General features: G+C 36.5%; 8 protein-coding genes. 3 read left to right on the top strand and 5 right to left on the bottom strand.

The genetic code is table 11. The features are described 5' to 3' along the window. Nucleotides 1-82 precede the first annotated feature (82 nt). The 5 genes from CLU81_RS01180 to CLU81_RS01205 all read right to left on the bottom strand — a co-directional run bounded on the left by CLU81_RS01180 (nt 83) and on the right by CLU81_RS01205 (nt 18,025). Complete coding sequence (locus CLU81_RS01180; RefSeq protein WP_099708150.1) at nt 83-1,783, bottom strand: ribonucleoside-diphosphate reductase subunit alpha; 1,701 nt, start codon at nt 1,781-1,783, stop codon at nt 83-85. A 13-nt stretch (nt 1,784-1,796) separates the two neighbouring features. Further along, nucleotides 1,797-2,771, bottom strand: coding sequence for a ribonucleotide-diphosphate reductase subunit beta (locus CLU81_RS01185; protein WP_099708151.1), 975 nt, complete (start codon nt 2,769-2,771; stop codon nt 1,797-1,799). A gap of 810 nt (nt 2,772-3,581) precedes the next feature. After that, nucleotides 3,582-4,505: a PorP/SprF family type IX secretion system membrane protein gene (locus CLU81_RS01195; protein WP_099708153.1), complete on the bottom strand. Its 924-nt coding sequence runs from the start codon at nt 4,503-4,505 to the stop codon at nt 3,582-3,584. Nucleotides 4,506-4,559: 54 nt separating this feature from the next. Then, entirely contained in the window at nt 4,560-17,444 is a 12,885-nt protein-coding gene (locus CLU81_RS01200; protein ID WP_099708154.1) for an MBG domain-containing protein, read from the bottom strand. Between the two features lie 143 nt (nt 17,445-17,587). Further along, nucleotides 17,588-18,025: a hypothetical protein gene (locus CLU81_RS01205; protein WP_099708155.1), complete on the bottom strand. Its 438-nt coding sequence runs from the start codon at nt 18,023-18,025 to the stop codon at nt 17,588-17,590. Nucleotides 18,026-18,412: 387 nt separating this feature from the next. On the opposite strand from CLU81_RS01205, the gene CLU81_RS01210 reads away from it, so the two are divergent. The 3 genes from CLU81_RS01210 to CLU81_RS01220 all read left to right on the top strand — a co-directional run bounded on the left by CLU81_RS01210 (nt 18,413) and on the right by CLU81_RS01220 (nt 22,814). Further along, a complete protein-coding gene (locus tag CLU81_RS01210) occupies nt 18,413-19,891 on the top strand; it encodes an ankyrin repeat domain-containing protein (protein ID WP_099708156.1) in 1,479 nt (492 codons plus the stop codon). An 81-nt stretch (nt 19,892-19,972) separates the two neighbouring features. Further along, complete coding sequence (locus tag CLU81_RS01215) at nt 19,973-20,452, top strand: DUF2271 domain-containing protein (RefSeq protein ID WP_099708157.1); 480 nt, start codon at nt 19,973-19,975, stop codon at nt 20,450-20,452. A gap of 172 nt (nt 20,453-20,624) precedes the next feature. Continuing rightward, nucleotides 20,625-22,814 (top strand): PepSY domain-containing protein, encoded by a 2,190-nt coding sequence (locus CLU81_RS01220; protein ID WP_099708158.1) that lies wholly within the window; start codon nt 20,625-20,627, stop codon nt 22,812-22,814. Nucleotides 22,815-22,879 lie beyond the last annotated feature (65 nt).

Here is a 22,879-nt window from a genome sequence, read left to right on the forward strand (position 1 = left end):
TTACTTTGTCGAGTTTCTTGTGTTTTATCTTTGTCAAAGTTTTAAACTTTGACAAAGATTTCGCAACGATAAACTTTTGATTCTATGATTCACAACTACTACAAGTAACTAGACTTGTAACAAGTTCTTTTGATACACTTTGACTGCGTTGGTAATAAAGACTTTTAACTCCTAATTGCCACGCTTCGATCATTAAACGATTTACTTCTTTAATTGGTAATTCGGCAGGAATATTTAGGTTTAAACTTTGTCCCTGATCTACAAATTTCTGACGGATAGAAGCTTGTTGTATAATCTCTAACTGACTAATTTCTTTAAAGGTTTTAAAGACATCTTTTTCGTTTTGAGAAAGTTGACTCATATGCTGAACACTTCCGCCATTAAGCATGATTTCTCTCCACACTTCTTCGTTATCAAGGCCTTTTTTCTCTAATAATATTTTCAAATATTTATTCTTACGCATGAAATTACCTTTGCTCAATCCCGCTTTATAGTAATTACTGCTAAAAGGCTCGATTCCAGGCGAAGTTTGTCCTAAAATTGCCGATGAAGACGTTGTTGGCGCAATTGCCATTGTGGTTGTATTGCGTCGTCCGTATCCTTTTAATAATTCAGGTTCTCCGTAGATTCTGGCTAAATCCTGAGTCGCTTTATCTGCTTTATCACTTATATGTTGGAAGATTTCTGTTGTTTTCATTTTGGCTTCTAAACCTTCAAACGGAATCATATTTTTTTGCAAATACGAGTGCCATCCTAAAACTCCTAATCCAAGCGCACGGTGTCTTTTTGCAAAACGATTTGCTGCAGAAAGATAATAGTTACCTTCTGTTTTCTCGATAAATTCCTGTAATACGGCATCAAGGAAAAAGATAGCAAGTTTTACAGCTTCGGTATCTTTCCATTCTTCGTAAAGCTCCAGATTCATTGACGAAAGACAGCAAATAAATGATTCGTCAATATCTGACGGAAGCATGATTTCGCTGCATAAATTACTAGCATTTATACGTAGATTTTTATCTTTATATACTTGTGGTTTATTCTTGTTTACGTTGTCACTAAAAAAGATATATGGTAATCCTTTTTGCTGACGGCTTTCAAGAACTTTTGCCCAAATTTGTCTTTTATCGCTATCGCCATCAATCATTTCCTGCATCCAATAATCAGGTACACAGATTCCGGTAAACAAATTCTGAATTGGATTTCCGATGCTTTTAATCTTCAAAAATTCTTCAATATCCGGGTGATCTACATCTAAATATGCTGCAAATGCACCTCTACGAACGCCACCTTGAGAAATAGTGTCCATTGTTGTGTCAAAAAGTTTCATGAAACTTACTGCTCCACTACTCTTTCCGTTATCTGTTACGGCACTTCCTCTTTCGCGTAATTCTCCAAAATATCCTGATGTTCCTCCACCAATTTTGGTTTGCATGATTACTTCACCAAGTTTATGTGTAATTCCTTCGATTTCGTCCGGAACGTGAACATTAAAACAAGAAATTGGCAAACCGCGTTCTGTTCCCATATTTGCCCAAACCGGAGAACTAATACTCATCCAGCCGCGTTCGATCATTTCTACAAAAGAATCTTTTAATTCTGGTTTGTAAAGTCTTTTCGCAGCAGCGGTACAAATTCTATCAATTGCGCCTTCTACAGTTTCTCCTTTTAAAAGATATCCGCGGTTTAATATTTGTTCACTTTCAGAATTTTTCCACCACATTTTATTGTCTGCGTCGCTTAACGGAGCGCTTTTTCCTGAAATTGTATCTATTATCGTATTCATATTATTTGGCTAATTAAAAAAGGTCGTTTGCTGTAATACTTTTATCATGTTTGGTATATTCTACCGGTCTTTTTGCAAAGAAATCATCTAAACTATTAGCAAAAACTTCTTCTTCAAACCACGCCATTGGTTTATAATCTTCAACCGGAATATTAAATATCGTTGGAATACTTATTTGTGTAAGACTTTCGTCTACTCTAAACTTCATGAAATTTACCAGATCAGCTTTTTTGATTGTTTCGATTTCACCATCTTCAAAAATCCAATCTAATATATCTGCTTCTACCGCTATCGAATTCTTAACTGTTTCTCTAATTAATGTTAGGGTTTCCTCATCAAAATAATTTGGAAATTCTTCTCGTATTTTGTTTACAATAAAGATTCCTCCATTGGCATGAATTTGTTCGTCGATAGAAGTCCATGCAATGATATTGCTCACGTTTTTCATGTATCCTTTGAATCTTGTAAAGGATAATAAAATCGCAAACTGACTGAAAAGTGATACATTTTCGATCAGAATACTAAATAAAATCAAGGATACTACATACTTTTTATTGTCTTGTGATTTGGTATCTTTAAGAACATCCGAAAGGTAATCTACTCTTTTACGAATCACGGCAATCTCCATCAATTTCTCGAATTCGTCATTATATCCCAAAACTTCCAAAAGACGAGAATAAGCTTCAGAATGTCTGAATTCGCACTCGGCAAATGTGCTTCCTAATCCGTTAAATTCCGGTTTTGGAAAATGCTCGTATATATTACCCCAGAAACTTTTTACGGCAACTTCAATTTGAGCAATTGCCAATAAACTGTTTTTGATTGCCGTTTTTTCGGCTTCATTCAAATGAGAATGAAAATCTTGTGTATCAGCAGTAAAATCGACTTCTGTATGAACCCAATATGCTTTATTTATTGCTTCTGTAAATTGTAATACCTCTGGATACTCAAAAGGTTTATAGTTGATTCTTTTATCGAAAATAGACATATATATAAGTATTAAATGGTGACTTGACTGAGAAAAAAACAGCTATTTGGGGAAAGTAACTCTGTTTTTCTATTTACAAAATTAAGCCACTGTTCTTCTTTCGACCTCGATTTGATGTTAAAAAACGAAGCAATTATCAACAGTTTTTTGTCTCTTAAAAAGGAAGTGGAATTTACTTTTATCAACATGCACAATACTTCCTAAAACCCAAACTCATAGCTATTTATACCGTTTCTAAATAAAGTTATCAACATGAAAAGCATCATAAAACGCTCTCTTTTCAAAAACAGTTATCAACAATTATAGGTTAAAATTTAGGTTTTTTAGTACAAAAAAGCATTTTAGAAAAGAAGATTGAATGTCAATTTAGCATCAAATTAAAGTTAAAAGTAATTGTGATTGATGAAGTAAAACCAAACTCAATAAAACACATAACCAACTAATTATAAATACATTACAATAAAATATTAGAATACTAAATAGTTTTATTTGCGATTATTCCTTAAAGAAATACCATTTGCGAGAAGAAAATTTTCGATCAATGATTGCGATAAAAGTAATTTGCAACCAAAATAAAAACATTAAACCAAATTTGAAGCTATTTTCGTTTTGATAAAGCAATTTATACTGCCAATAAATCCCGAAAACGTCAAATTGATTTTAGAAGGAATTTGCAACTATTTTGTTGTGAAGAGTAATAAAAAATCATCGGCTTTTTTAATACCTGAACAGGAAAATAAAATTAAACTGTTACCAATGAAATTTTATTTTTCCTATCCAGAATATTCACCTCTAAAGTTTGCGCAAAACTTAATCTAAAAAGTTGTAACGCAATCCTAATTCAAAAGTATCATTGGCAAAAGCGCCGTTGTTGCCAATATAACTGGAATAAGCCAGAAAGATTCCGAGATTATTTAATTGAAGCCCAAAAGCTCCCGAAATAGCTTCGTTAGTGTGATACATTGCCGATATGTTTATATTGTATTCCGGCATATTGAATCTCCCTCCTATATCTACTATATCCTTAAATCCTCTAATGGCCCTGTAAGCTAAAAGGGGTTCGATATTAAAATCGTTTATTCTGCTGGACAGAAACACCTTATAACTTATTGCCGAATAAAATATCTGATTATCTACATATCTTCTTTCGCCATTATCGTTTTCAAAAAATACATTATTGAGATTAGGTACCGCAGCTTGAACAGTTAATAATTTGGTAGTATATGAAACTCCGAAATCACCGTCTAAAGCGCCACCTTCATTAAAATTCTGAATGGAAGGATCGTCTATGTTTCCGCTAATTTTACTATTATCAAGAGAGAGAAATCTTGCTCCAAATGATAATCCGAAATTTAATTTACGATCTTCATCATCAAGAGGCAAATGGTAAGCAAAAGTTCCCAAAATTCGCGTATTGGATATTAAACCTGCTTTGTCATTACTAAAATTAAGTCCGTAAGCAAGTCTGTTATCCGGATTATATTCGGCTGTAGCATACATTAATACAGGCTTTCCCGGTACATCATCCCACTGTCCCTGATATCCAATGTTTACATTTAAACCCTTATTGAGTCCCGCCATCGCAGGATTGCCCAAATATTGGTTTTGAAAATACATGGCTTCGAATCTATTCAATTGTGCATTTGCCGGATTTGTTACCAATAAAACTATGCTCAAAAACAGAATTTGTCTGATGATAGATAATCTCATAATTACTCTTTTACTTGTACTCATATCTATATGGTTATGATGTAATAATTATATTATTTAGTCTTTTTACTATAGAAATTAATCTCTTATAATGGTAATGAAACCTTTGATTTTAGGTAAAGCATCGCCCAGATCAATTAGATAATAATAAGTATCATTGTTAAGTGGAGATCCGTCGAATAATCCTCCCCAATCATTGCTATATGATTTTTTAGAATACACTATTCGGCCTGCTCTGTCATATACTGTAACGCTATTGTTAGGATATAAGAGGATATCTTTAATTTCCCAGAAGTCATTTTTACCATCTCCATTTGGTGATAAAATATTATTTGCCGTCACTTTATCTGGTGCAACAGCTTTGTACACTGTAATTGTATACGTTTCTGTTGTTGTTCCGTCTTCTGCTGTTACGACTGTTTTAATAATATTCTCTCCAGGATTTAGAGGTATTGGTGTACTTGCTGTAGCATTAGCAACGGCTACTCCATTTACAGTTATGTGAGCATTAAGATCTGTAACGATTGGTATTACGGTAATCGATGCAACATCATATTTAACTGCTGCGGTATAGTCTTTTACATCCGATTCGAATGCGGGTTCTAATACTCCATTACTTATAGAAAGGTTAGATAATGTTGCAATATCTGAACTCGCTTTTATAATGTTTAATATGTAAGTTTTTGTAACCAATCCGTCTGGTGAAGTCACTGTTACAACCATTTTGTTTATTCCTGTTACTAACGAAACCGGAGTTAATGATCCACCATTAACAATAGTAATTCCGTTTATTTTTATCGTCGCCAAAGGATCTTCAGAAGAAACTGTTATTGTTTCTGTATGAATGTCATTTCCAACATTTACATTGTACAATAAGGTATCTGGTGAGAAAGCAGGATTAAGTAAACCACTATTAATAGATAAACTTGCCAGATTCACATTACTTAAAACAGAAGGTGTTACCGTTAATACACCAGAAACAAAAGTGATTGCATAATTAGAGTCAATTGCTCCGCTCGCCACAATTGGATATGATCCAATTGAACTTGTTGTATTCGCAATTGTCGAAAGTACTGTTGGCGTGTCTAAACTTGCCGAAGTATCTCCGTTTACAAATCCGGAATAACTTGCCGTTAAAGCTGGATTTGCAGAACCGTACGTTTTCGATTTATCGTCTGCTGTAATGGTTAGAGTTGCTGTGGTTACGGCTAGATTCCCCTTCACAAAAGTAATCGTGTAATTAGAATCTAAGGCTCCGCTTGCTACAATTGGATACGATCCAACCGGACTTCCCGTTACTGCTATTGTTGAAAGCGTTGCTGGCGTGTCTAAACTCGCTGAAGTATCCCCGTTTACAAATCCGGTATAACTTGCCGTTAAAGCTGGATTTGCAGATCCGTAAGTTTTCGATTTATCGTCTGCCGTAATGGTTAAAGTTGCTGTAGTTACGGCCAGATTTCCATTCACAAAAGTGATCGTGTAATTAGAATCCAATGCTCCACTTGCCACAATTGGATAGGATCCAACCGGACTTCCTGCAACTGCTATTGTCGAAAGCGTTGCTGGAGTATCTAAACTTGCTGCCGTATCTCCGTTTACAAATCCGGTATAACTTGCCGTTAAAGTAGGATTTGCAGAACCATACGTTTTGGTTTGATCGTCTGCAGTAATGGTTAGAGTTGCTTTTGTTACGGCTAGATTTCCATTCACAAAAGTGATCGTGTAATTAGAATCTAAAGCTCCGCTTGCCACAATTGGATAGGATCCGACTGGACTTCCCGTTACGGCTATTGTCGAAAGCGTTCCTGGCGTATCCAAACTTGCCGCGGTATCTCCGTTTACAAATCCGGTATAACTTGCCGTTAAAGCTGGATTTGCAGATCCGTAGGTTTTCGTTTTATCATCTGCTGTAATGGTTAAAGTTGCAGTTGTTACGGCCAGATTCCCATTCACGAAAGTAATAGTATAGTTGGAATCTAAAGCTCCGCTTGCTACAATTGGATATGATCCAACTGGACTTCCTGCAACCGCTATTGTCGAAAGCGTTGCTGGCGTGTCTAAACTTGCCGCGGTATCTCCGTTTACAAAACCTGTGTAACTTGCTGTTAAAGCTGGATTTGCAGAACCGTAGGTTTTCGTTTGATCGTCTGCAGTAATGGTTAAAGTTGCGGTGGTTAATGCCAGATTTCCATTCACGAAAGTAATTGTGTAATTAGAATCTAAAGCTCCGCTTGCCACAATTGGATATGATCCAACCGGACTTCCTGTAACTGCTATTGTCGAAAGCGTTGCTGGCGTGTCTAAACTTGCCGAAGTATCTCCGTTTACAAAACCTGTGTAACTTGCTGTTAAAGATGGATTTGCAGAACCATACGTTTTGCTTTGATCATCGGCTGTAATGGTTAGAGTCGAAGTTGTTACGGCTAGATTTCCATTCACGTAAGTGAAAGCATAATTATCATCGACTGCAGCACTTGCTACAATTGGATACGAACCTACGGCACTTGCTGTGGTTGCAGTTGTTGTAATTGTTGGCTGTGTTACTAAATCTGTTTCTGATTCGCCATTAGTAAAACCAGAATATGTTACTGTTAGAGCCGGATTTGCATCTCCGTAAATTTTGGTTTTGTCAACTGCTGTGATAGTTAAAGCAGCTTTGGTAATTTCCAGATTTCCATTCACGTAAGTGAAAGCATAATTATCATCGACTGCAGCACTTGCTACAATTGGATAGGAACCAACGGCACTTGCTGTGGTTGCGGTTGTTGTAATTGTTGGCTGAGTTACTAAATCTGTTGCTGATTCGCCATTGGCAAAACCCGAATATGTCACTGTTAGAGCCGGGTTTGCATCTCCGTAAACTTTATTTTTATCATCAGCTGTAATGGTTAAAGCGGCTTTGGTAATAGTTAATGTCGAACCTGTTGTAAAACTCATTGTATAATTTACAGCTATCGCTCCGCTTACTGTTAACGGATAAACACCTACCGGACTCGAAGTATCTGCTGTAGTTGTAACTGTTGCAGGGATTAGTAAAACTGTTTCGGTATCACCATTTACAAAACCAGAATATGCTACTGTAAAAGTTGGATTTGCCGAGCCATAAGTTTTAGTTTGATTATCTGCAGTAACAGTAAGACTAGCAGTATTTATTAAAAGATTTCCATTCACGTAAGTGAAAGTGTAATTTGGATTTACTGCTCCAGTTGCAGTTATAGGATAAAATCCTACTCCGCTTCCTAAAAGTGCTGTTGTTGAAACACTTGGAGCTGTCGTTAAACTTGTGACTGTATCTCCATTTACAAATCCTGCATAACTAACCGTTAATGTTGGATTTGCATCGCCGTAAACTTTGGTTTTATCATCGGCTGTAACCGTTAAGGTTGCTGGGCTTACTGTACTGGAAATTGTTGCTACATTTACGGTAAGCGCATTATTACTGGTTAAAACTATATCTCCAGAGTAGCTTCCTGCAGCAATATTTCCCTTTAATCTTATATACACTGGTGTAGAAGCGATAATTCCTAACGTACCAACTGTAACAGTGTTTGTAAAAGTACTATTATCTGTACTTACTTCAAATCCTGAAGGCGCAGTAACTAAGATTCCGGCAAGCATATCGCTTCCAGATACATTAAACGTACCGGATGTTGATGCTGTTCCATAGGTTGTAGTTAGTGCAGATAATGTTCCTGTTGTTACAATAGTTGGTGGTGCTGTTCTGGTAACAACGACTGTATAAGTTTCTGTTGTTATACCATCTTGAGCTGTTACAATTGTAGTAATTGTGTTTGTGCCTACTGCCAAAGCAATAGCTCCCGAAGCATTTCCGCTAATTACTGGAACTCCATTTACGGTTACAGTTGCATCTGCATCCTGGGTAACCGGTGTTACTGTCAAACTTGTTATCGCATTCGCGACAGTAGCGGTATAATTCTTAGTTGTTATAGCAAAAACTGGTGTCAAAGTGCCCTGACTTATACTAAGATTAGTCAAAAGAGCATCAGTTAGTGGCAATACCTCTAGTACTCCCGAAACATAACTAAAACTATAATTCACACTTACTGCTCCAGTTGCTGTAATTGGATATAATCCAACCGGACTTGTTGTAATGGCTGTTGTTGTAATTGTAGCCAAAGTTGTTAAGCTCGTTTGAGTATCACCATTGGCAAAACCGGAATAGGTTGCCGTTAGAGTTGGATTTACATCGCCAAAACTTTTAGTCTTATTATCAGCTGTAATCGTTAAAACAGCTTTGGTAACTTCTAGATTTCCTGCAACATAACTAAAGGTATAATTTGTAGATGCTGCTCCGCTTGCTGTGATTGGATAGGTACCAACAGGGCTTGTAGCTATTGCAGTTGTAGTTATCGTTGGCGCTGTTGTTAAACTTGTTGCGCTATCTCCATTTACAAATCCTGAATATGTTACTGTTAATGTTGGATTCACGTCACCATAAACTTTGGTTTGATTATCCGCAGTTATTGTCAGCGTAACTGGTGTTACTGCTAAACTTCCTGCAACATAACTAAAGGTATAATTTGTAGATACTGCTCCGCTTGCCGTAATTGGATAGGTACCAACAGGGCTTGTGGCGATTGCAGTTGTAGTTATCGTTGGCGCTGTTGTTAAACTTGTTGCGCTATCACCATTTACAAAACCCGAATACGTCACTGTTAATGTTGGATTGGCATCACCGTAAACTTTGGTTTGATTATTAGCAGTTATTGTCAGCGTAACTGGTGTTACCGCTAAACTTCCTGCAACATAACTAAAGGTATAATTTGTGGATGCTGCTCCGCTTGCCGTAATTGGGTACGTTCCAACAGGACTTGTCACAGTCGCAGTTGTTGTAATAGTTGGCGCTGTTGTTAAACTTGTTGCGCTATCTCCGTTTACAAAACCCGAATATGTCACTGTTAAAGCAGGATTCGCATCACCATAAACTTTCGTTTGATTGTCAGCAGTTATTGTAAGCGTAACTGGTGTTACTGCTAAACTTCCTGCAACATAAGTAAAGGTATAATTTGTGGATGCTGCTCCGCTTGCCGTAATTGGATAGGTACCAACAGGACTTGTGGCAATTGCAGTTGTAGTTATCGTTGGAGCTGTTGTTAAACTTGTTGCGCTATCTCCATTTACAAATCCTGAATATGTTACTGTTAAAGCAGGATTGGCATCACCATAAACTTTGGTTTGATTATCCGCAGTTATTGTCAGTGTAACTGGTGTTACTGCTAAACTTCCTGCAACATAACTAAAGGTATAATTTGTGGATGCTGCTCCGCTTGCCGTAATTGGATAGGTACCAACAGGGCTTGTGGCGATTGCAGTTGTAGTTATCGTTGGCGCTGTTGTTAAACTTGTTGCGCTATCTCCATTTACAAATCCTGAATATGTTACTGTTAAAGCAGGATTGGCATCACCATAAACTTTGGTTTGATTATCCGCAGTTATTGTCAGTGTAACTGGTGTTACTGCTAAACTTCCTGCAACATAACTAAAGGTATAATTTGTAGATGCTGCTCCGCTTGCCGTAATTGGATAGGTTCCAACAGGGCTTGTGGCGATTGCAGTTGTAGTTATCGTTGGCAATGTCAATAAATCTGTTGCTGATTCGCCATTGGCAAAACCGGAATACGTCACTGTTAATGTTGGATTCGCATCACCATAAACTTTGGTTTGATTGTCAGCAGTTATTGTAAGCGTAACTGGTGTTACTGCTAAACTTCCTGCAACATAAGTAAAGGTATAATTTGTGGATGCTGCTCCGCTTGCTGTGATTGGATATGTTCCAACAGGACTTGTGGCGATTGCAGTTGTAGTGATTGTTGGCGGAGTTACTAAATCTGTTGCTGATTCTCCATTGGCGAAACCGGAATACGTTACGGTTAATGTTGGATTTGCGTCTCCGTAAACTTTTGTTTTATCAACTGCGGTGATTGTTAAAGCAGCTTTGGTAATGTCCAGATTTCCATTCACGTAAGTGAAAGTATAATTGTCATCTGCTGCGGCGCTTGCTACAATTGGATACGAACCAACGGCGCTTGCTGTCGTAGCGGTTGTTGCAATTGTTGGCTGCGTTACTAAATCCGTTTCTGATTCTCCATTGGCAAAACCGGAATACGTTACGGTTAATGTTGGATTTGCGTCTCCGTAAACTTTGGTTTTATCAACTGCAGTGATTGTTAAAGCTGCTTTGGTGATTTCCAGATTTCCATTCACGTAAGTGAAAGTATAATTATCATCGACCGCTGCACTCGCCACAATTGGATATGAACCTACGGCGCTTGCTGTGGTCGCGGTTGTTGTAATTGTTGGTTGAGTTACTAAATCTGTTGCTGATTCGCCATTGGCAAAACCGGAATACGTTACGGTTAATGTTGGATTTGCGTCTCCGTAAACTTTGGTTTTATCAACCGCTGTAATGGTTAAAGCGGCTTTGGTAATTTCCAGATTTCCATTCACGTAAGTGAAAGTATAATTATCATCGACCGCTGCGCTAGCTACAATTGGATAGGAACCTACGGCGCTGGCTGTGGTCGCGGTTGTTGTAATTGTTGGCTGCGTTACTAAATCTGTTGCTGATTCTCCATTGGTAAAACCGGAATACGTTACCGTTAATGTTGGATTTGCGTCTCCGTAAACTTTGGTTTTATCAACCGCTGTAATGGTTAAAGCTGCTTTGGTGATTTCCAGATTTCCATTCACGTAAATGAAAGCATAATTATCATCGACCGCCGCACTTGCTACAATTGGATATGAACCAACGGCGCTTGCTGTCGTTGCTGTCGTGGTAATTGTTGGTTGTGTTACTAAATCTGTTGCTGATTCGCCATTTGCAAAACCGGAATACGTTACGGTTAATGTTGGATTTGCGTCTCCGTAAACTTTGGTTTTATCAACCGCTGTAATGGTTAAAGCGGCTTTGGTAATTTCCAGATTTCCATTCACGTAAGTGAAAGTATAATTATCATCGACCGCTGCGCTAGCTACAATTGGGTATAAACCTACGGCACTGGCTGTAGTTGCAGTTGTTGTAATTGTTGGCGGTGTTACTAAATCCGTTTCTGATTCGCCATTGGCAAAACCGGAATACGTTACGGTTAATGTTGGATTTGCGTCTCCGTAAACTTTGGTTTTATCAACTGCTGTAATGGTTAAAGCGGCTTTGGTGATTTCCAGATTTCCATTCACGTAAGTGAAAGTATAATTATCATCGACCGCTGCACTCGCCACAATTGGGTATGAACCTACGGCGCTTGCTGTGGTCGCGGTTGTTGTAATTGTTGGCGGAGTTACTAAATCTGTTGCTGATTCTCCATTGGCAAAACCGGAATACGTTACCGTTAATGTTGGATTTGCGTCTCCGTAAACTTTGGTTTTATCAACTGCTGTAATAGTTAAAGCTGCTTTGGTGATTTCCAGATTTCCATTCACGTAAGTGAAAGTATAATTATCATCTACTGCGGCGCTGGCTACAATTGGGTATGAACCTACGGCACTGGCTGTTGTTGCTGTCGTTGTAATTGTTGGCGGTGTTACTAAATCCGTTTCTGATTCGCCATTGGCAAAACCGGAATACGTTACCGTTAATGTTGGATTTGCGTCTCCGTAAACTTTTGTTTTATCAACTGCGGTGATTGTTAAAGTGGCTTTGGTAACGGATAAATTTCCATTCACATAATTTATAATGTAATTAGGACTTACAGCTCCGCTAGGTGTAATTGGATAATCTCCTATACCACTTCCTACTACGGCTGTAGTATTATATATTGGAGGCGTTGTTATGCTTGCTTCTGTATCTCCATTCACAAAACCGTTATAAGTTCCTGTAAAAGTAGGATTAGCTGCTCCGTAGACTCTTGTTTTATCATCGGCCGTGAAAGTTAGTGAAGCTGCAGTTATCGTCAAATTTCCATTTATATATGTAAAAGTGTAATTTGAACTTACTGCTCCACTAGGTGTAATAGGATATGTTCCAATTCCGCTATTTGCTGTAGCTGTTGTTGTAGCGCTTGCTAGAGTCGTCAGGTTTGTCGATGTATCTCCGTTTACAAATCCAGCATAATTTACGGTTAAAGTTGGATTGGCATCTCCATACACTTTCGTTTTATCGGCTGCTGTAATTGTTAACGGTGCTTTATTGACTGTGCTGGAAACTATAGCAAAATTAACCGTTGTAGCACCAGTACTGCTTAATACCACGTCGCCTAAATAACTTCCTGCCGGAGTGGTTCCTTTTAATCTGATATACACGGGTGTAGACACAATAATTCCTGGTGCGCCAACTGTAACTGTATTTGTAAAAGTAATGTTATCAGTACTTACTTCAAATCCTGAAGGTGCAGTTACTAAAATTCCCGCAAACATATCGGTTCCTGAAACATTAAAAGTAGCAGATGCAGATGGCGTACCATAAATAGTACTCAGTGCAGCCACAGTTCCGGTAGCTACAATTGTTGGTGGTGCTGTTCTGGTTACTGTAATTGTATATGTACCAATTGTTGTTCCGTCCTGAGCCGTAACTACTGTAGTAATAATATTAGGACCAACAGCCAAAGCAATTGCTCCTGAAGGACTTCCGCTTGCTACTGTCACTCCATCTACCTTTACTACCGCATTGGGATCTGTTGTCGCTGGTGTCACGGTTAAACTCGTAACAGCATTTGCTACAGTGGCGGTATAAATTGTAGTTCCTGTTGCAAAAACAGGAGTTAAAGTCCCTTGACTTATTGTTAAATTACTTAATGTTGCTACATTATTAAGAGTGATTACACCAGCTGGATTACCCGTACCTACTGTTGACAGATACATTTCATCACCTGCTGAACCATTTCGTTCAACGACCATAACCCGATAAATCGTTGCCGGATTTAAACCCGTTATATTAACTGCTGTTCCTGTACCGTTATAAACACAATACCAACCACTTGTTCCTATTTGAGTTCCTGTACCAAAAGCTGCATTTGCAGTATAAACTGTCAAATCAACTGGTAAAGGACTTCCTGTGGCTCCGGCATACATAAACACGGCTCTCGAAGATCCGTTACCATTTGCCCAGCTGGCTGTGGTTGTTGTTCCGGTTGTGGCTGTAAAAACAACATTTGTTGCTTGTGTAGTGGGTGCAAATAGTGGGTTATTACGTAAAATAGAAATGCTATTTCCAGTTCTATTTGCAGTTATTATATCATCTTTGCCATCTCCATCTAAATCCCCAATTTTAATTCTCCTAACAATAGGATTAGCAGCAAAATCAGTTTTTGATGCAAAAGTAACAGTACTTCCTGTTCCCACCGTTGTATTACGAAGGACTGACACAAAACCACCATTAGCTTTAGTTGCAACTAGATCTAATTTCCCATCACCATCTAAGTCTCCAATATCAAGATCTATAATATTATCAACTGTAGAAAAATCGACTTTAGGTCCAAAATTAATGTTACCAATTCCAGATGATGTATTATTTAAAACTGACACTGTGTTATTAGCACAGGCAATATCAGGTTTACCATCATTATTTAAGTCTCCAACTACAACATTGTAGGCAGACGATGTAACGGGAAAGCTGATATAATTATCAAAACTAATAATACCAGTTGTTGAAATATTACGAAAAACTGATACTGACTGACCATTAAAAAGAGACACGGCAACATCCATTTTGTTATCACCATCAAAATCTCCTACCGATACCCCGTTTGGACCAGTACCCACAGCAAGATCGGTTTTGGCGGTAAAGCCTATATTTCCTATGCCCGATGATGTATTACGAAAAACAGATATTGAATTACTATTAAAATTTCCTGTAATTATATCAGACTTACCATCTCCATCAAAATCATGTGCTACAATACTATTAGGATTTGTATCTGTTGTTAAATTTACAGAAGCCGCAAAAGCAATGTTCCCTATTCCTGATGATGTATTTCTTATAATCGAAACTGTATTACTATTATAATTTGTTACTGCTAAATCAATTTTTCCGTCATTATCAAAATCTCCTATGCATATCCCCTCAGGAGTATTACCAACAGGAAAATCAACTTTGGCAGCAAAAGAACCAGTAGAAATATTTCCACTAGTAGAGATATTACGAAGAATTGATATTGAACTAGCATTACTATCTGTTATTGCAAGATCAGGCTTACCATCTCTGTCAAAATCTCCAATTACCACATTAGTAACATTGTTTGTTAACGAAAAATCAACCTTTACTTCAAAATCATCAATAGTAATATTACCTTTATTAGGTGTAAAAGTTGTAATAAATGGTACTAACGAATATCCAACTAAAACAGTCGAAGTATTAATTACAGATATAGACTTATAAGTTGCTCCTGCAGGAACTGTAACTGTTAAACTTGTTGCGCTAGCTGCAGTAACTGTAGCTTGAGCAGCTCCAAAAAACACTATATTTTCTGCTATTGTCGCTCCAAAATTAGTTCCGGTAATCGTTACTGTAGTACCAATCGGTCCTGTCTGCGGGCTAAAATTGGTTACTATTGGCGGTGGTGCAACTCCAGTCTGAAAACTAAACACTGCTCCAGTTGGCAAAGCAACTGTATTAAAAGAAACTTTATTGCCCGTAATTGCTGCTCCCGGATATTTTACTACAGATCCCCCATTAAAATTGCCTGTACCTGTAGGATCTACTAAAAGGATATAATTACCAGCACTCTGTGCAGAATAGGTCAGCCCAGTTATATCATAACTTAGTGATACTGTTCCTGGGTTTCCTGTACTTTGAACTTTCCAAATTCTTTGTACTCGTTTTATAGAACCAATCACTGTCTCTGTCAATGCACTTGTATCGTGTCCAATAACTAAAAAACCATTATTAACTAATGAAGAAGGATTACTAATTACTATATTTCCTTTTCCACTTTGTCCGGTACCGTCCCCGCCTCCGGTATTCATACTATTGGAGATAACCTGATTTAAACCTGATAAATCATCTTGACCAATACCAAATACATCATTATGATAAGCGGCATTGGCGGTTGCATCCCAAATAACAGTATTATTTCCAGCTAAATAATTATCGGTTTTATGAATACCATATTTTAAAGATAAATAAGACTGGATATTTAATCTTTGTAAAGCTGTTGATTCATTATATACCACAACTTCTGCTATCTGTCCTTGCAAATGATTCCAACCGGAGCTATTTCCTCTATTATTGGTAGTCCCCACAGTTGGTGTAACAGATAAACTAGAAAAATTACCACCATTTCCAAATGCCATTGTTTGATTAACGCCGTCTAAACTTCCCACGGTGCCACCAGCTATTGAGGTATCCATATTAAAAATATGAAAGTTTGTATACTCTGTCATTGCAAAACTGGAATGAACACTATTTTTTCCAGACGCTACATACATACGGGAACTTTGCTGTGTAAATACAGCAATACCATAGTTAGTTCCTGATGATGAACTTCCAATAATAGTTCCTCCTGCTGAACTATTTTCTTTAAAAACACCATAAGCATCTACATAAGTAATAGAAGTATTACCAATTAAATTTTGAGTAGCAGGATAAGTTGTAATTGAATTTGTATTATTGAATTGAACGGTAGGATGAAAATTAACAGCATTATTATTTACAGTTGGCGGCGTGGCACTTACTGCAAAGGTATTAATGCCTGCCAAGTCAGACCACGCTGTTAAATTACCTCCCGCGGCCGTGGCACCATTACTGGCATCTAACCAAAGCTGAAGTCCTGTAATTACACCTCCCGGTCCTACTGTGCTAGTGCTTACTGTATCTGTAGTTACTTGCACAGGATTTTCAGTACTTGTAGCAGTAAGGTGTAATTCGTTCCCTATTGAACCATTAAATTCAATGACCATTATCTGATAAGTTGTTGAAGGTAATAAACCTGTAATATTTACCGTTGTCCCAGTGCCTTTATATACACAATACCACCCTGATGTACCAATTTGAGTACCAGAGCCAAAAATACTATTTGCTGTATAAGCAAAATAATTAAGAGGTAAAGGATTAGCACCTACTCCGGCATGTACAAACACAACACGGGATGCACCATTGCCATTTGTCCAGTCAATAGTTGCGTTTGTTGATGCGGTATTTGTAAAAAGAACATTCGTCGCCTGAATTGTTGGCAATCCCACATTTAAAACTCCGTTATTCGCCGCAAAAAAAACAGGATCAATGTTTATAGCACCTGAACCTGTACCTCCCCAAGTTCCCAGAGATGAATTTGCTCCATTAAGTGATAAAAGAAATGTTGTATGAATAAATGCACCTAAGTCAGCAATTACGCCCAAACCAATAGACAAAGTATTGTTTACAGCAATTGCACCACTAAAAGTCTTAATTCCTGCACCAGACAACGTAAGGCTATGATATATATAAGTACCAACTGATTGGGCTACCAAACCATTATAATTTACTGTTCCAATATCTGGAATTAAAGAACCGCCGGTCATCGTACCGCCAATATTTAAAGTTCCAACGCCAGTGAAAGTAACATCGTTTTGAAGTACGGATCCTGTCATCGTAATACTTCCCACAATATTTGCAGTTCCAGTATCAATATTTAACTTACACTTTCTGGTATCATTTGCACCGCTCGCCATAACAATTCCTCCCGAAGATAAAGTCCCCGCACCCACATTAAGTGAAGTAATACCATTATCCACAGTTGGTGCAGAGAAATTAATCTCACCAATAACAGATAAAACTCCAGTTGGATTAATAGTTAAATTACTTCCGGCTCCCAATGTAAGTGTAGCACAAGTTATTCCTGAGGTTGAGATTACAGGCTCATTAACTACAGCTGGAATAACAACATCATGTAAGGCTAATGGAGCAACTCCAAGACTCCAGTTTAAACCATTTTGCCATGCTGTACTTGTTGCGCCAGTCCAAGTGTTTGTCTGTCCATATCCAAAATTAAACAAAAGCAACACCAGTATAAAAAGTATATTTTTATTCATATTATTCGATTTTAAATTCTAGAAAAAGGGGAACAATAATGCAATAACTTGTCGATCAAAATTTAATTTTGACAAACAGTTTTCTTATTTTAAAAAAGGGAAAACAACATTTTAAACAATGTGATTATTTGCTAAAAGTTGCCTTAAATAGGAGTGTAAAAATGTGCGGTGGCAGATATATAGCCAAAAACAGAAATAGTATTTATAGCGTACTTTTCTATTCTTAAAGCTGATAGTTTATCAGCACAATTACCAATATCTGCTATGGAAAAATTAATTTTAGAAATTGTATTATCTGTATTGACATCAGCTTTCCTTGGCGGAAAAAAAACAAGAAATGATATCTTTGAAAATCTAACTAATTTAGTCTCAAAAGTCATATCCCATCCATGTTCGAAAACATTATGAACAGAAACAGCAAATACCGAATTCGGAATAAAAGCTACTTTGAAATTAGCTCGAGAAGTATCTGGAAATATCACGTTATTACTTCCAAATGAACTTTGAAAAGTTACGAATAATGATACCCAACAAATAAATAATGTTACCCTCATAAGAGGAAAAGTAAATCTTCTACCCATACCAACCAGTATTAAAGTTTAATAAAAATGTGCTTTTAAACAGCCGTTTTAAGGAATAAACACAAAAGATTGTTTCATTTTATAAAATGAAACATCATATTTTATTGTGCAACAATTATAAAATAAAATTTCGTTACGGAAACAACGCTTTTATTTGAGGTAAAAATTTTAGTACAAAATCAAAACAAAGTCAAAGTATTATTAGAAGAATTAAAACATTGATAAGATTAAAAAATCATTAGAAATGGGCTTTCTTTCCTAAATAAAATTGATTTACTAATATTATTTTTTACATTTGCGCTATTTTTAATTATTCTAAATAGATCTTTTTAAAATAAAATATTCTATTAGAAAAGTAAATCAACTGTCAAACAAAAATACCTCAATATGAAAAAGAACTTATTTCTTTCTTTCGCATTAGCTGCCACTTTATTTGTTAGTGCTCAGCAAAAAAATACTTTATTAGAAGCTTCTTTTTGGAAAACTACTCCGGATGTGACAACAGTTCAGGCTGAAATTGCCAAAGGAAACAGCGCTTCTGAAGCTAATGCAAATGCATTTGATGTTACCACTCTTGCTATCAATAATGATGCACCACTGGCAACTATAAAATTCTTATTGGACCAACCCGGAAATCCATTAAATAAAATGACGCACGACAATCGTATTTATTTACACTGGGCGGCATACAGAGGAAATATTGATTTAACACAATACCTTATTACTAAAGGTTCAGATGTTAATCTTGAAGACAGCCACGGCACTACTCCACTTGCTTTTGCAGCTTCTAACGGACAAACTAATCCGGCACTTTACGAGCTTTTTTTCAAAGCAGGAATAGATCCGAAGAAAAAATATAATGATGGTTCAAATCTATTATTAATGGCAATTCCAGCAGATAAAGATCTTGTTTTGACAGATTATCTTATCACAAAAGGATTGTCTCTTAAAGATGTTGATACTAACGGAAGTACAGCTTTTGATTATGCTGCAAGAACTGGAAATATTGTGCTTTTAAAAAAATTACTAGACAAAAAAGTAAAATATACAGACAATGCACTTTTGATTGCAAGTCAGGGAAATCGTAGAGAAACAACTTCGCTTGACGCCTATAAATTTTTAGTTGAAGAGGTAAAAATAAAAGCTACAGCTACAAATAAATCGGGAGAAAACGTATTACATTTTCTGGCAACAAAACCAAATCAGAAAGATATTATTGCTTACTTTCTATCAAAAGGTGTTGACGTAAACAAAGTAAACAACGAAGGAAATACACCTTTTATGCTTGCTGCCGGAGCCAGAGAAAATGGTGCTTTAGAGCAACTATTGGCAACAGCTAAAAATGTTAATCTGCAAAATACAAAAGGAGAATCGGCTTTGACAATTGCTGTAAAATCAGGAACTCCAGAAGCAGTTTCGGCACTTTTAGTAAAAGGCGCAGATGTTAAAGTAACTGATAAAGACGGAAACAATTTAGGCGTTTATTTAGTACAATCTTTCAGACCAGGACCAAAACAAGAATCTTTTGATGCTAAAGTAAAATTACTTCAGGAAAAAGGATTAGATCTTGCTGCCGCTCAAAAAGACGGAAGTACTTTATATCATTTTGCTGTTGCCAAAAACGAATTATCTTTGGTAAAAAAATTAGCCGACTTAAAAATTGATGTTAATGCTAAAAACAAAGACGGAATGACAGCGCTTCACAAAGCTGCAATGGTTGCAAAAGACGATGCGATCTTAAAATACCTAATTTCGATTGGCGCTAAAAAAGAAATTACAACAGAATTTGACGAAAGTGCTTATGCTTTAGCAAAAGAAAACGAGTCATTGACAAAACAAAATATATCAATAGAATTTTTAAAATAGCAGTCTTATAAATTCCAAATTCCAATCCGATTAAAATCTAAAATCTATCCCGAGGCTTCGGGACTAAAATCTAAAATAAGAATGAAATCAATATTCAAAATAGCACTTACAGCTTCATTAATCTGCCTAATTTCATTTCAGGCTTCGGCACAAAGCAAATACAAATGTATGCTTCAAATGGCAAATTATATGGGAGAAGGCGCTTATATCGTAGTTTCGCTAATCAATCCAAAAGGAGAATACGAAAAAACACTTTATGTAATGGGCGACGATAAAAAATGGTACAAATCATTGAAAGAATGGAATAAATTTCAAGCTCAGAAACATGAAGATATCAGCGCAAAAACCGGAGCTTCTGTAACTGGTGGAGATCGCAGCATTACAACAATAGAAATTGAAGATTCTAAAATCAATAAAGGATATAAATTAAGATTTGAATCAGCAGTAGAAGATCAAAAATACCATGTAAATGACGTTGAAATTCCACTTACAACCGAAGGTCTTGCTGACAAAACAGAAGGAAAAGGTTATATAAGATATGTGAGATTAAACAAGATTTAATACTTTATCATAATAAGCACAATATTGTCATCCCGAGGAACGAGGGATCTCCGCAAGAAACTCCGCAAAGTAAGTTATCAATCTTTGTCGAGCTACTCACGGAGATCCCTCGTTCCTCGGGATGACAAATAAAAATTAAAACACATTTTGATTACCTTTTAGCTTACACTCCATGACTCTTTCTTTTTGGCGTTACACACACTTAGCTTTGGCTTTGTTTTCTTCTTTATTTTTATTGCTGGCATCTGTAACGGGTATTATTTTGGCAATAGATGCCGTTCAGGAAAAAACAAATCCATACAAAGTAGAAAATTTTGATTCCATAACTTTAGGAGAAACATTACCCGTCTTAAAAAAGTCATATTCTGAAATTACAGAGTTAAGCGTCGATTACAATCAATTTGTAACATTACAGGCAATTGATCAGGACGGAAACGATATCAATGCCTACATCAATCCTAAAACTGGTAAAGCTTTAGGAAAACCAGTAAAAAAAAGCGAATTCATACAATGGGTAACCAGCTTGCATCGTTCCTTATTTCTTCATGAAACGGGACGTTTTTTTGTTGGAGTAATTTCTTTTTTATTAGTATTAATTGCGATTTCGGGTTTTGCACTTGTACTTAACAGACAAAGGGGAATTCGCAATTTCTTTTCGAAAGTAATAAAAGAATATTTTGCACAATATTATCACGTTGTTTTAGGAAGATTGGCTTTAATTCCAATTTTGATTATTGCACTTACCGGAACCTATTTATCCCTGGAAAGATTTAATTTTTTCATGGGTGAAAAGAAAGAAAAGCAAAAAACAGAATCTGTAGCGCCAACCCAAAAAGGTGCAGCAATAAATATTTTCAAAACGACACTTTTATCAGATGTCAAAAAAATCGAATTTCCTTTTACAGATGATCCTGAAGAATATTATATCATTGAATTAAAAGACAGAGAAGTTGAAGTTAATCAGGTTACAGGCGCAGTAATTACAGAGAAACGTTCGCCAATGACTGCTCAATTTGCTGATTTAAGCCTTGATCTTCACACAGGTAGAATAAACGGAATCTGGGCTGTAATTCTTGCCATTGCCTGCGTTAATATTCTCTTTTTTATCTATTCCGGATTTGCAATTACTTTAAAAAGAAGGTCAAGCCGAATTAAAAATAAATTTAATGCCAACGAAAGTAAGTATATTTTACTGGCAGGTTCTGAAAACGGAAGTACTTTACGCTTTGCAAATGCAATTCAGAAACAATTAATTGATCGTGGCGAAAAAGCCCACATCGCTCAATTGAATCAATATAAAGTTTTTCCAAAAGCCGAACATATTATTGTGTTTTCTTCAACTCACGGATTGGGTGATGCACCTTCTAACGGAAATAAATTTTTATCTCTTTTAAAGAAATACGATCAACAACAGAAAATCAAATTTTCGGTAGTTGGTTTTGGTTCGAAAGCTTATCCGGATTTTTGTGGTTTTGCAGTTGAAATTGATGAGCTTTTGGCAGCCCAAACTTGGGCAGAACGCTTTTTAGAATTACAAACCGTAAACGATAAATCGGCGGAAGAATTTGTAGAGTGGATTAAACTTTGGAGTACCAAAACAGAAATCCCATTATCGACAACGCCTTCATTATACAATCACGCGCCAAAAGGTTTATCAAAACTAATGGTTTTAGACAAAACATTGGTTTCAGAATTCGAACAAACCTTTCTGGTTACGTTACGCGCCAATATGAGAACCAAATTTACTTCTGGAGATTTGTTGGCAATTTATCCTGCAAATGATACCAGAGAACGTCTTTATTCAATTGGAAATCATACCGGAAATATTCAATTGGTTGTAAAATTACATCCACACGGATTAGGTTCCGGATTCCTAAATAATCTTGAACCCGGAAATACAATTAAAGCCAGAATAATTAATAATGGAGCTTTTCATTTTCCAAAAAAAGCCTCAAAAGTAGCCTTAATCTCAAACGGAACAGGTATTGCGCCTTTTCTGGGAATGATCGAACAAAACAAGAAAAAGATCGAAACTCATTTATATTCCGGTTTCCGAATGGAGACTGAAATGGTTTTAGGATATAAAAATTTCACATCGGAAATGATTGAAAAGAAACAGCTTCATAATTTTCATTTGGCATTATCACGCGAATCAAATCAGTTTTATGTAATGGATTTAATCAATCGCGATGCAGCCTTTTTCACTGATTTATTACAGCAAAACGGAGTAATTATGATTTGTGGTTCTCTTGCAATGCAAAAAGATGTAGAATCAATTTTGGATAATTTGTGTCTCGCAAAAAAGATGAAAAGTATTTCTGAATATAAAGAAAATGGTCAAATTTTAACTGATTGTTATTAAGCGGGATCTTAGATTTTAGATTGTTGATTTTAGATTATAGATTTAGGGTTGTAAATAGTCTATTC

This window comes from Flavobacterium sp. 9 (assembly GCF_002754195.1).
Classification (GTDB): Bacteria; Bacteroidota; Bacteroidia; order Flavobacteriales; family Flavobacteriaceae; genus Flavobacterium.